The sequence below is a fragment of the Pseudobutyrivibrio sp. YE44 genome (assembly GCF_900104335.1).
In the GTDB taxonomy this organism is placed as follows: Bacteria; Bacillota; Clostridia; order Lachnospirales; family Lachnospiraceae; genus Pseudobutyrivibrio.
The window spans coordinates 829,820-845,638 of sequence record NZ_FMXT01000001.1; the positions used below are offsets into that span (position 1 = coordinate 829,820).

General features: G+C 38.3%; 14 protein-coding genes. 2 read left to right on the top strand and 12 right to left on the bottom strand.

All coding sequences use genetic code 11. From position 1 onward, the window contains the following. Positions 1 to 2: 2 nt before the first annotated feature. On the bottom strand, positions 3 to 2,573 hold the full coding sequence (locus BLR54_RS03940; RefSeq protein ID WP_090417129.1) for a heavy metal translocating P-type ATPase: 2,571 nt from the start codon (positions 2,571 to 2,573) through the stop codon (positions 3 to 5). A gap of 8 nt (positions 2,574 to 2,581) precedes the next feature. Then, positions 2,582 to 2,920 carry a metal-sensing transcriptional repressor gene (locus BLR54_RS03945; protein ID WP_176761843.1) on the bottom strand — a complete coding sequence of 113 codons (339 nt, stop codon included), beginning with the start codon at positions 2,918 to 2,920 and terminating at the stop codon, positions 2,582 to 2,584. A gap of 206 nt (positions 2,921 to 3,126) precedes the next feature. Here BLR54_RS03945 and BLR54_RS03950 point away from each other — a divergent pair, with 206 nt between their 5' ends. Together BLR54_RS03950 and BLR54_RS03955 are read left to right on the top strand one after the other, a co-directional pair. After that, complete coding sequence (locus BLR54_RS03950; RefSeq protein WP_090417130.1) at positions 3,127 to 4,848, top strand: DUF2207 domain-containing protein; 1,722 nt, start codon at positions 3,127 to 3,129, stop codon at positions 4,846 to 4,848. 11 nt (positions 4,849 to 4,859) lie between these two features. After that, positions 4,860 to 5,843: a radical SAM/SPASM domain-containing protein gene (locus tag BLR54_RS03955; protein WP_176761844.1), complete on the top strand. Its 984-nt coding sequence runs from the start codon at positions 4,860 to 4,862 to the stop codon at positions 5,841 to 5,843. Between the two features lie 30 nt (positions 5,844 to 5,873). Here BLR54_RS03955 and BLR54_RS03960 read toward each other — a convergent pair whose 3' ends face one another. The 10 genes from BLR54_RS03960 to BLR54_RS04010 all read right to left on the bottom strand — a co-directional run bounded on the left by BLR54_RS03960 (position 5,874) and on the right by BLR54_RS04010 (position 15,794). Beyond that, the gene (locus tag BLR54_RS03960; protein WP_090417134.1) at positions 5,874 to 6,494 is read right to left on the bottom strand and encodes a tetratricopeptide repeat protein; all 621 of its coding nucleotides are present in this window, start codon (positions 6,492 to 6,494) and stop codon (positions 5,874 to 5,876) included. A 4-nt stretch (positions 6,495 to 6,498) separates the two neighbouring features. Further along, positions 6,499 to 7,149 (bottom strand): hypothetical protein, encoded by a 651-nt coding sequence (locus BLR54_RS03965; protein ID WP_090417136.1) that lies wholly within the window; start codon positions 7,147 to 7,149, stop codon positions 6,499 to 6,501. After that, positions 7,130 to 8,032 (bottom strand): hypothetical protein, encoded by a 903-nt coding sequence (locus BLR54_RS03970; protein WP_090417138.1) that lies wholly within the window; start codon positions 8,030 to 8,032, stop codon positions 7,130 to 7,132. Before BLR54_RS03970 ends, BLR54_RS03965 begins: the two co-directional genes overlap by 20 nt. 79 nt (positions 8,033 to 8,111) lie before the next feature. Continuing rightward, positions 8,112 to 8,780: a hypothetical protein gene (locus BLR54_RS03975; RefSeq protein ID WP_090417140.1), complete on the bottom strand. Its 669-nt coding sequence runs from the start codon at positions 8,778 to 8,780 to the stop codon at positions 8,112 to 8,114. Positions 8,781 to 8,835: 55 nt separating this feature from the next. After that, a complete protein-coding gene (locus BLR54_RS03980) occupies positions 8,836 to 9,444 on the bottom strand; it encodes a hypothetical protein (protein WP_090417142.1) in 609 nt (202 codons plus the stop codon). A 42-nt stretch (positions 9,445 to 9,486) separates the two neighbouring features. Further along, entirely contained in the window at positions 9,487 to 10,074 is a 588-nt protein-coding gene (locus BLR54_RS03985) for a hypothetical protein (protein WP_090417144.1), read from the bottom strand. Further along, the gene (locus BLR54_RS03990; protein WP_176761845.1) at positions 10,074 to 11,234 is read right to left on the bottom strand and encodes a DUF4332 domain-containing protein; all 1,161 of its coding nucleotides are present in this window, start codon (positions 11,232 to 11,234) and stop codon (positions 10,074 to 10,076) included. Before BLR54_RS03990 ends, BLR54_RS03985 begins: the two co-directional genes overlap by 1 nt. 244 nt (positions 11,235 to 11,478) lie before the next feature. Next, positions 11,479 to 13,815 (bottom strand): ABC transporter permease, encoded by a 2,337-nt coding sequence (locus BLR54_RS04000; RefSeq protein WP_242871194.1) that lies wholly within the window; start codon positions 13,813 to 13,815, stop codon positions 11,479 to 11,481. Between the two features lie 166 nt (positions 13,816 to 13,981). Then, positions 13,982 to 14,689, bottom strand: a complete 708-nt coding sequence (locus BLR54_RS04005; protein WP_090417153.1) for an ABC transporter ATP-binding protein — start codon at positions 14,687 to 14,689, stop codon at positions 13,982 to 13,984. Between the two features lie 157 nt (positions 14,690 to 14,846). Further along, a complete protein-coding gene (locus BLR54_RS04010) occupies positions 14,847 to 15,794 on the bottom strand; it encodes an L-lactate dehydrogenase (RefSeq protein WP_090417155.1) in 948 nt (315 codons plus the stop codon). Positions 15,795 to 15,819: the final 25 nt, after the last annotated feature.

Consider the following 15,819-nt stretch of genomic DNA (forward strand, 5'->3'; position numbering starts at 1 on the left):
CCTTATTTTATCCCAACATACTCATATCCAGCTTCTTCAACAGCAGCCTTAATAAGAGCTTCATCTACATCCTTTGATGTTTCAAGAGTTACTAAATTCTCCTCGTGAGATGCAACTGCACTTTCGATACCATCGATTGCCTCAAGGGCTTTCTTTACATGAGCCTCACAATGCTGACACATCATTCCATTAACTGTAATTTTCATTTTTCTACCTTCCTTTCCTGATTCATCTACCGAAGAATCATTTGTTACTGATTTAATTATATTGCCTGTAATGGCATTTTTTATCCTTTTGTCTTTACTGCTATCCTGGACTTTTATCCAGTTTAATCTCAGTGCATTCGATACCACACAAAAACTTGATAATCCCATAGCTGCTGCACCAAACATTGGATTAAGAGTCCATCCAAAAGCAGCCACATAACATCCTGCTGCAAGAGGTATGCCAATTACATTATAAAAGAATGCCCAGAAAAGATTCTCATGAATATTTCTGATGGTTGCCCTAGAAATTCTAATGGCTGCTGCAACATCTAAAATGCTTCCCTTCATCAAGACCACATCTGCCGCATCAATAGCTATATCAGTTCCTGCACCAATGGCTATACCAATATCTGCTCGTGTAAGAGCAGGAGCATCGTTAATACCATCACCTACCATTGCAACCTTACCATAAGTCATCAGCTCTTTTATGATAGCTTCCTTTCCATCAGGAAGAACTCCTGCTACCACCTCATCCACACCAGCCTGGTCAGCAATGGCCTTTGCTGTGATTTCATTGTCACCGGTTAGGAGCACCACGTGGATTCCCATATTCTTAAGCTGTGTAATAGCCTCTGCCGAATCTTCCTTAATGGTATCTGCAACTGCAATCATTCCAATAACAGAGGTCTCTCTTACAAATAAAACTGGGGTCTTTCCCTGTGCTGAAAGCTTTGTCATTTTAGTCTTGTGAGCTTCATCAATAGCACCAGTAATTCCAATTATAAACTTTTCATTTCCACCAGCAATTGTCTTACCTTCAAGAACAGCCTTCAAGCCGTTTCCTGATAAAGCTTCAAACTGCTCTGTCTCTGCTAATGCTATTCCATCTTCCAAAGCCTTCTCTACAATTGCCTTTGAAATAGGATGCTCGCTTTTTACTTCAAGAGCATAGGCCGTTCTAAGCAACTCTTCTTTGCTGATACACTCTGCAGGTATAACATCTGTCACCTTCATTACACCAGTGGTAACTGTTCCTGTCTTATCAAGGGCAACTATCTGAGTTTTTCCAACCATTTCCTGCGAGGCTGCTGTTTTATATAGAATTCCTGACTTTGCTCCTACACCATTTCCAACCATAATGGCAACAGGTGTAGCAAGACCAAGGGCACAAGGGCAACTAATAACCAGCACCGAAACGGCTCTTGCAATAGCGTAGCCTACTGTCTGTCCTGCTATCAACCAAGCCACAAATGTAATGATAGCTATACCTATAACAACAGGCACAAACACGCCTGAAACTCTATCTGCAATCTTTGCTATAGGGGCTTTTGTGGCTGCTGCATCGCTAACCATTCGAATGATTCCAGCAAGGGTTGTATCCTCGCCAACTCTTGTGGCCTCACAAATCATATAACCAGATGTATTAATGGTAGCTGCTGATACCTTATCTCCCACCTGCTTTTCAACAGGGACGCTTTCTCCTGTGAGAGCAGATTCATTAACAGAGCTTTCTCCACTAATTACCTTTCCATCCACCGGAATTGATTCCCCTGGTCGAACCACGAATCTATCACCGACCTTGACCTCTTCAATGGGAACTGTCTTTTCCACATCCCCTTCTATAATAACTGCTGTCTTAGGAGCCATCTTCATAAGAGACTTAAGAGCATCAGTGGTCTTTCCCTTTGACTTAGCTTCTAAAGTCTTTCCTACAGTAATAAGAGTAAGGATGGTTGCGGCAGATTCAAAGTAAAACTGATCCATGAAATACATTATCTGTGTTTCATCTCCAGCAACCACTGCACCACTCATAGCAAATAAAGCATACACGCTATATCCAAAGGAGGCTGTGGCGCCAAGAGCAACTAGTGTATCCATATTTGGAGATCTATGAATCAGCCCCTTAAAACCGCTTATGAAAAACTTCTGATTTATTACCATAATAAATCCAGAAATCAAAAGTTCATACAAGCCCATTGCCACATGATTGCCATCCATAAAAGCTGGAAGAGGCCAGTTCCATAACATATGGCCCATAGATACATACATCAGAGGGATTAAAAGAATCACTGAGGCTATCAATCGCTTTTTCAGCTTTGGTGTTTCTGTATCTTTAAGAGAATCCTCATAAGAGTTCGAAGCACCACCTGCTGTCCTTCCACTTGAGGAGCCCTTAAGGCTTGCTCCATAACCTGCAGCTTCAACTGCCTTTATTATTTCCTCTGAGGATGCGCTGCCCTCCACTCCCATAGAGTTTGTAAGAAGGCTAACAGCACAACTATCAACACCTTCTAAGGCATTTACAGCTTTTTCAACTCTGGCCTGACAGGCAGCACAGCTCATTCCTGTTACATTGTATTGTTCCATAACTCCACCTATTTCATAAGCTTCTGTAAAGTAACCACAAGCTCATCTATAATCTCATCATTACCTTCACGAATATTATCTGCTACACAGGTGCGCATATGATTTGCTAGAAGCACCTTGTTGAAACTATTAAGTGCACTTGTGATTGCTGATACCTGAATCAAGATATCTGTACAGTATGCATCATTTTCAAGCATGCCTTCTACACCTCTCACCTGACCTTCGATTCGTTTGAGACGATTCATTAAATCCTTAAACTCTTTTTCGTCTCTATCTTTTGTTTTGCCTGAACAACAGCAACATTCTGCTGTTTCTTCTATATCATGATTATGTTTTGACTCTGCCATATAAACCTCCTAAATAATACATACCCCCTCAGGGTATCTATATCTAACCCCAATATATACCCCCGCAGGGTATTTGTCAATATATTATCCTAAGAACTTCCTCTCCTAATGTATTACCTCCTACTACAGCACAATTCACCAAATGATAATATATTTCATATATGATATGATTTAGGTGACTATAAACAAATAAAAAGGTGAACAATATGACATACAAATATACTCATATACTAAGTACAATCCTATTAGTTGTTGGTGTTGCTCTATGCCTTTGGGCTGGAGTAAAAGTACTAAACACTATAGATATTCGACAAGGTATCGATAACTCCGTTGATAGTGGCTACAGCTTTGATATTAATGATTTCCATGTGGAGCTTGACGTTGATGAGCACAAGTCTGTCCAGGTACAGGAAAAGATTGATGTTAATTTCCATTATGATTATAACCATGGCATTTATAGATTTATCCCTGAATGGCTAATCTACACCGCAAAGGATGGAAAGGCCACTTCTCATAGGTATAAAATTTCAGACTTAAAATGCTCTGGTGAGAAATACGAAGTAGACACCATTAAGGGAAAACAACGCATTAAAATTGGTGACCCTAACATCTATTTGGATGCAGGCCCTCATACCTACAACATTAGTTATACATACGATATGGGTACTGATCCTTATGATGGCTTCGATGAATTTATCTTCCACGCCTATGGAGATTACTGGGGACCATCAATTGACCACAGTTCCATAACCATCAACTTTCCAAAAGAGCTTCCTGAAGATACTAAGGTTCATTTCTTCACGGACAAAACCAGACACTGGGACGATACCGATAAAGTAACCTATCAAATTAATGGCTCGACTCTTACAGCTAGCTATAACGACGTCTTATATCGCTCCCTTACTGTAGATGTAGAATTACCTGAGGGCTACTTTGAAGAAGGCAGCAACAATTATGGTTACGTCGCTCTTATAATATGTATACTATGTCTTGTTGCAGGAATTGTCTTTTTCATTTTATGGGTTTTAAATGGACGAGATTTCAAAGAGTATGCAGAAGAGATTGTTTTTAATGCTCATGATAATTTAGATGCTGCAGAAATTGGTTATGCCTACAAGAAGGCCACTGGAAGAAAATTAACAATCGCACTTATCATTTCATTAGCTGCCAAAGGCTACATCACAATCCGTACATCAGCAGATGCAAAAAGCATTAAGGTTGAACGAGAAAAGGGCGCTGACACTTTCCTTTCTGCTAATGAGCTTTTGGTTTACAGACAGCTGTTTTCTTCAGGAAGCTCTACCGACTTAGCTACCAACAAAACCTTCTATCAGGTATTTAATCAAGTTGACAAATGTGTTGTCTCCTCTTTGGAGGAAAAAATCCATGATATGAAGTCGGCAAAACTAAAACTATACTCAGGTCTATGTCTTGTAATTAATGTAATTCTTCTTAAGTTGGCCTATTGTAATATAGAAGATTTAAATCCAAAGCTTAATTATTTATACCTGCTTGCAGCCATCGGATTAGCACTTCATATTTTTGCTACCATTGTTATGGAGCGAAAGACTCAGTACGGAGAGGATCTATTCAATCGAATCAAAGCCTTTAGGAATTACTTGATTGAAGTTGATAAGAATCAAATTAACAACTACACCGAAAACAATCCTAATTATATATACGAGCTTATGGCCTATGCCTACGTATTAGATGTTTCAAAAATTTGGATTAACAAATTTGATATTCCTAATGATCCTGCCTTTGACTACATCTATAATATGGATAATTATTACAACTATGTTTACACTCCAGCTAGATCATCATCTTCCTCTTCTTCATCCTCTTCTAGTGGATGTTCAAGCTGTGGCGGTGGCTGCTCAAGCTGTGGTGGCGGATGTTCCTCTTGTGGAGGTGGCGGCTCTTGGTAGGAGAATTTGTAATGCAATGGCATATCGGTGAAGCCTGTAATTTAAAATGCCTTCACTGCTATCAGGAAAGTCATACGCCTATACAATTAGAATATGATCAGCTTTTATCTATCCTCAATCAGTATAGACAGCTTCTTAAAAAGCTTGATGTAAAAGGACATATAAATCTTACTGGAGGAGAGCCCCTTTGCTCTCCTCACTTTTATAAACTGTTGGAGGAATTTAAAAAGGATAGTGATTTGTACAGCTTTTCTATTCTGACTAATGGTACCCTTATTACCCCTGAGGTAGCAGAAAAAATAAGTAGCTACAATCCTGAATATGTTCAGGTGAGCCTTGAAGGTGGAAAGCGTACCAATGACTATATTCGAGGCAAAGGCGTATACAAAAAGGTTGGTAAAGCAATTGACTCCCTAAAAAAATTCGGAATCTTTGTTTCCATATCCTTCACCGCCACAAAGATAAATTGCAAAGAATTTCCTAAGGTGGTTAAGTTTGCCAAGAAGCATAAGGTTGATAATGTATGGTCTGATAGATTTATCCCCCTTGGAGATGAAAAAGATGTAGAGCTTATAATGGATAGCAAAGAAACTGCAGCGTATCTTAAGCTGATGCAAGCTGAACGCTTTAAGCTTATGCAAAAGCATAGCAAAACCAGGATTTCCATGTATCGTGCACTGCAATTCATCTTCACCAACGACTATCCATACCAGTGTACCGCAGGAGATAGTCTCCTGACTGTTATGGAAAACGGTGACCTGGTACCTTGTCGTCGTATGCCTATTGTAGTAGGTAATCTTCTTTCTGAGGATATGTACGAGCTATACATGAATAGCCCAACCTTGAAGATGTTAAGAGAAGATACTACTCCTGAGGATTGTAAGGGCTGCGAGCATGAAACCTTCTGCAAGGGCGGCTTGAAATGCTTAACCTATGCTCTCTATAAAGATTTAAACCATAAGGATGTTGGTTGCACTGACGCTTTATACGAATAGAAGAATAAGATATTAAAATGCCCCAAGGCTTTAAAGCCCTGGGGTATTTTTTACAAGATTGTTTACTGCACTTCTATCCAATTCTGCATAAACATTCTGTCCAACCGCTGTAAAATAATCAGCTCGACAATTCAATGCCCTAATAAGCTCATTATTGTCACCAGCAGTTTTGAAATTATTGATGGCACTGTCTATGCTACTTCTAGCCTTGGAGTTCTTTTTTGCATCCATATAATAGGAATAAAGCATAAGCTGAATCTTTCCACAAGCTCGTCTATCCTTATTTTTCTTCAGTTCTTTCAATAGAATATTTTCTGCTTCAGACACTTGATTCATCTTATACAGACAGTTTGAGCGAAACATCTGTAGATTTGCACTATCCTCATCGCAACGCTGAATGGTCTTTAGCTTTTCAGCCTCATCAATATAATGTAACGCTTCACTATATGCTTCCATTGCCATATAGATATTTGCAATGTTAAGCAGGGTATGTCCGCTAAACTGTTCCAGCTTAAGCTGTTGCTGTGCCTTCAATATTTCATGGTAAATATTTAATGCATCATCAAGTCTACATTCGTTTAAAGCCATAGCTGCTCTCATATCCATCTCATGGAGAATATCAGCAATTTGCTTTACCTCACTTCGGCCCATAACATTAAACCTCCAGCTTTTTTATCTCTTCACTTATTAGTTCAGCTCTCTTGTCATTTAAATAAGGCATAACCGCTCTAAAAAGTTTAAGGGCTGCTTCTTTATCACCATTTCTCTCATATCTAAGTCCCTGTCTCATAATCTCAAGAGAAATTTGTTTTAAAATAGTAGAAACAAAAACTTTATCATCCTCAGTCCTGATCTGCTTTTTAGCATTATAGGAATTATCTAATGCAAAACAGAAATCCTCAGGCTTTAAGAAATCCTCCACTTCCTCTATTTCCACTATTCCATTCATTCTCTCTGGTGCCACCAATATTAATTCGAAAATACGATATGCCATAGAATGGAGATTTTCCTCTGCAGTTAATCTACCCTCAACAGCTACGCTTTTACGTACTGCCTCTTCAGCATAATATAGGGCTTTATCAAAAAGTTCCCTACAATAAGCTACCTTTGAAAAGTTAACAAGCTGCTCAACAATTACATCATTACAATTGTAAAAGGACAACACGGTCATAGCCTCCTGAAAAACTTCCTCAGCCTGCTTAAACTCCTTATCCTCGTCAACCGCTATGGATATAGCAAGATTGATTCGTTCCTTCAATTGATTTCCTACTGCCTTTACCTGTTCCTCAAATGCTAAATCTGCCATTGTCAAGTGCCCCCCTTCTTTTACTTGTGTTATCAGTATCCATACTAAAGACATTAGATTGTTTGTGCCTAGATGTGGAATCTAATGACATAAAACTCGTTTTAGCCTTTCCATTATCAAACATTTTTCGTTGATTACTTACTGGCTTTACATTAAAGCTCATATTATTTTTCCGAACTGACGGTTTAGATGTTTTTTTCTTAACAGGTTTAATAATTGGATCGTCTTTAACTTTTTTTTCAGTAAGTTTCTTATTATCTTTTTTGTTAGTAGATATTTCTAGATTCTTACGAGTCTTTACTCTCTCTACTTCTACTTTTTTCTTTTTAGGCTTTGTTTCCGCTTTTTTTATTTCTTGGGATTTTGTTTTCTTAGTAACCTCAAGTGTTTTCGGTGCCTTTGTCGGCTTTGTAGCTTTTGAAACTCTAGATGATTTTGAAGCCTTTACCGTTTTTGAAATATACGTCTTTTTCTTAGGCTTCTTTATTTCCCCCATTTTCTTCTTAAGATTATCAAAATCATCAGCACTTAATTGGCCAAAGCCTTTCTTTTTAGGCTCAGATCTAACAACTTTTATCCATTCTCTTGGTGTAGCCGGCTTATAATCAAGACTAAAGGTGAAATCATCGAATACATCTGGCTCATCTTTATCTAGACTATCCAGCTGAAACGCAGAATCCACCTCATCAGAAGAACCATCTCCTAAAGCCCCTTCCTTCTCGGATTGTCCCTCTGATGAAGCTTCTGATGCAGACTCGTTAAAAACAAAGATTTCTTCATTTTCCCAAGGTAAATCTTCCCCTTCGTCCTCACATTCCTCTGAAAAAAGAAGCTGCTCTAATTCGTCTAATTCAGTTGTCCCCTTCATCTCATAGCTTTCCATTTGACATCCAATCCTCAAAATAGGAGCATCTCACCGAATCCAGCTTGAGCACAATGAGATGCTCTTATCCCTTTAACTGCTAAGTGTTCTCATTAACTAATGCAACAATTTCCTTTTGATTCTTTTCTAAAGCTGCAGTTGCATCATCCAGACTCTTTTGACATTTAGCAATTTCGATTTCGAAATACTTTTCCATCACCTTGTTTCTCATGTCTATAAGCTGAGAAATTGTCTGGTTTGGTGGAACAGGCACCAATCTGGTTCTAAGCAAGCTAGAACCCTCAGCGCTGTAATTGTACTTGTTTGAGTAAGTAGCATCCACCGTTGTAGACCTGGTAACAGGACGCTTTTTCTCTGTCTTATCCTCGACATCTCTCTTAGAATTTCTATTTCTGGTGTACTCACGCTCTCTAGAAATTTTAATTGCAATCTTGACTTCAATAATAGTCTCAGCAAATTGGTAGAAAGTTGGTTGAAAGCCTGCACCAATCATAGAAGTTAGCATTGGTGCATCGTTAATGCTAAATGGATTGTTAGAATTCTCTTCATCACCTAGTTTATTAGGATCATATGAGCTGTTATATGATACTGATACGAATGGTAATGAAACGGTTCCATCAACTCCCATCTCTTTTAATAGAGTAATAGAGTTTTGATCCAACGCGTATTGAGCATTAGCAATGGCTTCACCCAAGCTTGTGACCATATCTGCAAATGGCACATCCAAAAGCTGTGTTCCAATACTCATAATTTAATCTCCTTAACATTTTGATTTCTACGAGACTTCACTAGGACATAATTTTTTATTTTTTGTTACCATCGTCCTTATTTTTATCCTTGTCAGAATCCTTTTTTGAATTCTTGTCAGTATCCTCGCTAGAACCACCTTCTCCTTCCTTATTCTCTTCTTCGTTCTCGCCAGCAGCTTCTTCCAAATCACCTATAAGCTTCTCATACTTTTTCTGTTCCACTTTAAGCTTTAATTCCAATAGCTTCTGTAAAAACTCATTAGGTGGAACCGGTGTAATCTTGGTTCGAATTAAGCTAGAACCTTCAACAGAGTAAGAGTACTTTGATGAATAAGATGCATTTACTGAAGCGCAGAAACATTTTACTTTGGCAGATACAGATGCCTCTGTGGACTTGCTCATAGTAATTGAAATCTTTACTTCAATAATCGTATCAGTGAATTGATAAAAGGTAGGCTGAAAGCCTGCACCAATCATTGATACTTTTTCTGAACCATCTGCTGTTGGAATTACAACAGGTGCTTTATCAACATCACCCATCATAGCAGCAATTTCGCAGCTGGCCTTGTCCATCTTGTATTGGCCTTCGGCTATAGCTAGTGCTAACTGCATGACCATATCACCAAATGGTACATTTAAAAGTTCTTGACCTATTGATGCCATATAGCTCCTCCTTTCTTGGTCAATATTCTAAACATCGCAAAATTACTTAGGGACTGCCTGGATTGATATCTTGATACTGCTCAAACTGTCCTCAGAGGTTTCTGCAATGCTAGGTGCAATAAGCTTCAAAACCTTCTTCGTATTATCCTCCGCATCTTTTGTCTCTTCCCCAAATACTCTCACCTTAAGATCAACTTCCATGTTGTTTATCACATAGGTAGCTATATTACTGTCAGAAGCATTACTATCATTAAAATCTTTAATTACCTGATTTAGATAATCTGAAATGTCCTCTGTATTAAAAGCACTTACTCTCTTCTCATCCTCCACTTGTTTCTGTAAAAGCTGTTTATTTAAAACATCATTCTGCTGTTTAAAATATTCTATTTCCGTATTAGCTCTAATCTCAGCGGCCTCTGCTTCAGCTTCTGCCTCTGCAAGCCTAGTAGCCTGCTCTGCAAGCTTATCCTGCATTGCCTCTAATTCCTTCTGTTTTTGCTCACATGCTGCTGCTTCAGCTTCCAACTTGTTAAAAGCATCTACCGCCTTTTTAGATGCATTACGTCTCATTGCTGAACGAGCCAATTGAGCTGCTCCAATTGATGTAAGTGCAGTAGTTTTACTTGCCATTACTCAACCTCCCCTTTCTCTACTTTCTTATCTGAATCCTCAGTATCTTTAGCTATCTCACCTGCCAAAACTTCCTCTAATGAAGGCACCGGTACCTTGCCATGATCTATATCAAGCAAGATCGGTTTTGTTGAAACAGTTTTCATTTTTTGCTTTTCAACCGTCACCACAGGAATCTCTGAATCAAGAAGCATCAAAGTATGTGGCTCAGGACTTTGATCAACAACTTTGATTGTTTCGTCTCTGTATTTATCAGTCCCTTCTGGAGAAATAATATAGTTTTCTATTCCGCACTGTTCCATAGCATCCTCAATCTCCTCCACAGAAGTAAATGAGCTAAAATCTGGCATAAAGATTCTTTTTGTTTTCTTGTCCTCAGCCGGAATAGGAACAAATCTAAGCTTGAGGGTACTCTCCTCACGTTTTTCAGTTTTAAAAATATTGTTGAAGGTGGCGTTGCTTGGCACAGCACTTATAGAACTGGTCAATGTCTGTCCTGTAGTGTCCCTCATTTCTGAGACTGCATAATCCATCTTCAAGGTAAACTCTGCCTCTGGCATAACATACCAGGTAGCCTGGAGTCCCATATTATATAAAAGATCATCCTGGAGAATTCTATTTTGAATATCAATTGAGCTTTGATCCAAAGCTAACTGAGCCTCTGCAATTCCCTTTCCAAGATTTGAAATCATATCGCTCAAATCACTATAGATAGTTGGAGCAGTTATAGAATTTTCTTCATCCACCAAATGCTTTCTGATAGATTCATCCTCAAAGGCTTTTGCTGAACGAACACTGCTCTTCAGAATCTTATCAATTTTGTCCTCAGTAATTGTTGAATATACATCCTTGCTTTTTACCAGCTCAAAAACCTCTTTTGTGGTCATTGATTTCAGCTGTTTAACAGAGTATATTCCAGCATTCATCATATCCAAAGCAAGGTCTGGATAGATGGCATCCACTCTTAAGAGTTCTGCCTGAACAGCCCAGTTTGTAATTGTAGCCACATTAAACTTGGTCTTTTCAGCCAACTCCATTCTTTGTTCAATTGTTCTTGTCGCATCATAGAACTGCTTGAAGGTCCTAATCTTAGCCTTCTTATCCATGATACTTACCACCTGACTATCAACCCCAATAATACTTACGAGCTTAGTTGTCATACTCACTTCTCCTTTTATTTTTTCCAACCCCATTTTTACAACTAAACTTTATTCGCTCCTTCCTAAAGAGTGAATAACATCTTCGTTTATAACATACAAATATGTCCAAGCTGTGCTCATTTTGTGAATTGTGTCGCTTATACCTCCGGTGAATAGTATTACTCTAATGAGGTCATTTTTTCCCATAAATAAAGGGATTCTATAACCTTTAAAGTCATAGAATCCCATCGTAAAAATTAAATTTTTATTCAACATTTTTTAGAGCCTCTGTAAGAGGTATCCTTTTAATTCTTCTCATATCAAGAAGCACTACTATCAAGTAAGCAACTATAACCATAACGACCATTTTCACATAGTCTTTTGGTGATGCATAGAATGTGAACCAACCATTTAATCCGTACATAATTGTTTCCCACATGGTATTAAGAACAATATCACTAAGCTTTGTTGAAATTATGGCAAATATAATAACCATGATAGTTGTAAGTCTTATGAACACACTGTTTACTTCACCATTTGTATAACCTAGAACCTTTAGCATAGATATAGAAACAGTGTTTTTCTCAATGATAATCTTGGTCAAAAGCAAAATCAAAAGAACTGCTAAGGCCATACATCCATATCCGAAATAATCCATGTATGCTCCCATAGAATGATCAAGCTGCTTAACCATTTTGAGAATATCCTCCTGTGTAACAACAGAAAGTATGTACTCATCATCTATATCTGTTATTTCTTCGGTAGATAAATATCCAGTGAAATGGTCATCATCGTAATCGAAGATATCATTAAAGTTTTCATTTGGCATGAAAATCGCCATGATACCAGGCTGATTATAGATTCCCTTAATTGTGAAATCATAGGTATCACTGGTGTAGTGTTCCTTCAAAGTAATCTTCTGTCCTTCCTCCAATGAAAATTTTTCGGCAAAGGATTCTGATACCCAAATATCATTCTTATTAGCCTCATCTGGAAGAGCTATATATTTGCTGTTCTTGTTGTAGCCATAGGCTGTAATCTCCTCATCCACATGAACACCATCAATAGTAAGAAGCACTCTAGAGCTATACTTTTCCGCACCTTTTTCACCAGTTGATATTTCATTTCCATCATTATCAACAGTTTTCTTTAAAATATACTGATAATCAGTAATCATAAATTCTGAAGCATGACTCTTATAATTCTCAAGTGTAGCTGGAAGACCAACTGCAAAGTTTAGAAGAACCAATACCAGGAAAATACCAAGGAATAAAGTGAAATATCCAGTTACATTCTGCATGAGAACTCTTAATCTGAATCTATTTAAAAAGCTCCACTTTGGAAGTCGTACCGCTTTCTGTCTCTTTGATTTACTCAAATCTCTTCTCAAGAACTGAAGTGGTGAAAACTGTAACTTACTTGAAATAACAAGGAAATTTATGGCAATTACAAGTAATACCGGATATACAGTAGTTTTTACAAAGGCATCGGAATTCCATAAAGTCTCGTAAGTAGGAAGACTGTAAGAATTGTAATACATTGTAACTACCACATTTTTGAAAAATGTATAACCTAATATATTTCCCACAACAGCAGCCAGTAATGTTACAAGAATTGGAACTGTAACATAGTGTCTAAGCAATTCGCCCTTTCTATATCCTGATGCTCTAAGGGTGCCTATAACAGAGGCCTCATTCAAAATGGTATTACTGATTGCTATGGCAAAAATAAAAGCAATAACACCAATTAAAACAATGAGGAGAACCTCGCCCATTACCTTATCTTTTCCAATATCCTCTTGAGCAAAGTGAGTTGCCTGATTCAAATACTCTGGAAGATATCCTGTCACTTCATTCAAATGCTCAAAATTTGGATTATCAACATCTCCTCCTGTGGCAGCAAGCTTGTAAAGCTCCTCCACAAAATCATCTGACTTTTTCTTCTGTTGCTCGGTATCCTTTGGTTCTTTGTCATAAGTAAATGCGTATTGATAAACCGTAGCTCCCTTAATACTGTCAAAACCTTCCTGTGTTACTACAGCCACATCAAAGGTGATAGCGTTAAACATAATCTCGCTATTATCTTCATAAAGAGTGCTATAGTCACTGAGAGCTACAAAGCCTGTAACCTTCATGTTATATCCATCGACCCTGATAAAATCACCAATTTTTATTCCCACATTGTCGGCATGCATTCTATCAATAGCAATCTCATCCTTAGCCTTAGGATACTCGCCTTCCATAAGACAAGTTCCGTTAACCTTATCCCTCATAACAAAGACTCTGACCTTGGATTTTTCAGCATCCTTCTTATCTGGAATTCGTTCACTTACCTGCTTATAAAACTGCTTGTAGGTAACAACACCTTCATCTTCAATTGCATCTAAAAGCTTGTCAGTGGCCTCTTCCTTTAATTCAAAGTGACCATCTTCAACATTGTATTTATCATAGGCTTCCTCACCTGCAGTGTTCATACTATCATTGGCAACAAACATGCCTGAGACAAAACCTATTGTAATTACCATAATTGCAAATAAAGCAATATATTTCTTCCAGTCAGCCAAGAGCTCACGGAAGATTCGCTTCCTCAAAGGGTTTCTCATAATACTCATCTCCAATCTTTAATCCGCCTAGGTCTTCAAGTTTAACATGCTCCCGGAGGCCACCTTCCATACTCAAGCAAGGGAACCTCCCACAGGGTCCCTCCTTCCTTGGCATGGAGCCTTCCTCCTCGCGCTTGCCAAGGTTATGCGACCTAGGCTCACTTAACTACCATTCGAGCTCTGCTGCTGATAGTTTGTTATCGTTGATTATATTCTTACGTACGACGCCGTCGCGGAGCTTGATGGTATGATCTGCCATGTGTGAAATTGCCTCATTATGAGTAACCATAATTATCGTATTTCCGTAGCGCTGATTTACATTTTCAATAAGACTAAGAATCTCCTTTGATGTGTTGTAATCAAGAGCTCCTGTTGGTTCGTCGCAAAGTAAAATGTTTGGATTCTTTACGATAGCACGTCCTATTGAGGTACGCTGCTGCTGTCCTCCTGAAAGCTGATTAGGAAGCTTATAGCGGTGCTCAAAAAGACCTAGTGTATTAAGTAAATCATCAATATCAAGTGGATTATCAGAAAGATATGCACCAACCTCAATGTTTTCCTTTACATTAAGATTTGGTATTAGATTATAGAGCTGAAAAACATATCCAAGATGTTTTCTACGATAATTTGTGAGAGCTTTTTCGTTCATATCCTTCAGCTTCTCACCATCAATTGAAATGTAACCTGAATCGGCATTATCAATTCCACCGATTATGTTTAGTAAAGTAGATTTTCCTGAACCTGATGGACCAAGTAAAACACAGAACTCTCCTTTGGCAACACTAAAGTCTGTTCCTCTAAGAACCTCTTGTCGGCTGTCGCCTGTACCGTAAGCCTTATATATGTCCTTTACTTCCAAAAATTTCTCTGACATATCAATACCTCCCGTCTAGCTATAATAGTTAGCCTTAACTAATCTTTGAACATATGATAATATATTCATATGTTCATTTCAAGTATCTTTACAAAAATTTCACAAAAATACCCCAAGGTCAATAAACCTTGAGGTATTAATCCTCTAGACTTCATCACTAAAAGGCTTCGTCTAGCACCTTCTTCAATGTATTTCCTGATTCCTGAAGTGCAGCTATTTCATCTGCATTTAGTTTGATTGGAACAGAACCTTCTACACCATTTCTACCAACAATAGCCGGCATACTTAGCGCTACTCCATCTATACCAAAATCACCATGCTGAATGCTAGAAATAGGAAGAATGGATTTTTCATCGCGAATGATAGCCTCGCAAATTCTTCTAACGCTCATTGCAATGCCATAGTATGTAGCCCCCTTCTTTTCAATAATGCCATAAGCACTATTTTTAACATCATCAGCAATTCTCTTCATGGATTTCTCATGCTCAAAATGGCCCCTCATCTCGCAGAAATCATGGATCGGAATACCTGATACATTTGCAGAAGACCATGCTGCTATCTCACTATCACCATGCTCTCCAATAATAAATGCATGTACCGAACGACTATCTACATCAAGATGTTCACCCAAAAGATACTTGAATCTTGCAGTATCTAGAACTGTTCCTGAACCAAAAACTCTATTTTCAGGGAACCCACTAAGCTTTGCTGCAACAGATGTAAGAATATCCACTGGATTTGCAACTATAAGAAGAATTCCATCTTTATTGTACTTTGTAATCTCAGGAATAATTGATTTGAAAATTCCCACGTTCTTTTTCACAAGATCAAGTCTGGTCTCACCTGGCTTCTGACCTGCTCCTGCAGTAACTACAACAACCGCTGCGTCTTCGGCATCCTTGTAATCCCCTGCATATATAGACATAGGCTTTGCAAAAGGTAAACCATGACTAATATCCAAGGCCTCACCTTCGGCCTTATCCTTATTTACATCAATGAGAACCATCTCTGAAAATAATCCACTTTCCATAAGTGCAAAAGCCGATGCAGAGCCAACAAATCCACAACCTACAACCGCTACTTTTCTCTCATTTAATTTACTCATGAGCCACCTCCTGCTTTTTTTTACT